1 pseudogene is annotated in these 664 nt (G+C 71.8%); it reads left to right on the forward strand.

What is annotated here, in order from left to right:
* A pseudogene (locus DS837_RS31900) lies at positions 1–664 on the forward strand (thiamine pyrophosphate-binding protein); the annotation flags it as partial.

The following is a 664-nucleotide window of genomic DNA, read 5'->3' on the forward strand; positions in this document are numbered from 1 at the left end:
TCGTCGACCTGCAGCAGGGCGACTACGAGGAGATGGACCAGCTGGCCATCGCCAAGCCGCTGTGCAAGGCGGCCTTCCGCGTGCTGCACGCCCAGGACATCGGCATCGCCGTGGCCCGCGCGATCCGCGCCGCGGTGTCGGGCCGTCCGGGCGGCGTCTACCTCGACCTGCCGGCCAAGCTGTTCTCGCAGGTGATGGACGCCGCCGAGGGGGCGCGCTCGCTGGTCAAGGTGGTCGACGCCGCCCCGGCGCAGCTGCCCTCGCCGGACTCGGTGGCGCGCGCCCTGGAGGTGCTGAAGGGCGCCAAGCGGCCGCTGATCATCCTCGGCAAGGGGGCGGCCTACGCCCAGGCCGACGAGGCGGTGCGTGAGCTGGTCGAGAAGTCGGGCATCCCGTTCCTGCCGATGAGCATGGCCAAGGGGCTGCTGCCCGACACCCACCCGCAGTCGGCGGGGGCGGCGCGCTCGATGGTGCTGAAGGACGCCGACGTGGTGGTGCTGGTGGGCGCGCGGCTGAACTGGCTCTTGTCGCACGGCAAGGGCAAGACGTGGGGCGAGCCGGGGTCGAAGACCTTCATCCAGATCGACATCGAGCCGCGCGAGATGGACAGCAACGTGGCGATCGTGGCGCCGCTGGTCGGCGACATCGGGTCCTGCGTGTCGGC

Origin of the sequence: Azospirillum brasilense (assembly GCF_008365405.1) — a bacterium.
Taxonomy (GTDB): domain Bacteria; phylum Pseudomonadota; class Alphaproteobacteria; order Azospirillales; family Azospirillaceae; genus Azospirillum; species Azospirillum brasilense_D.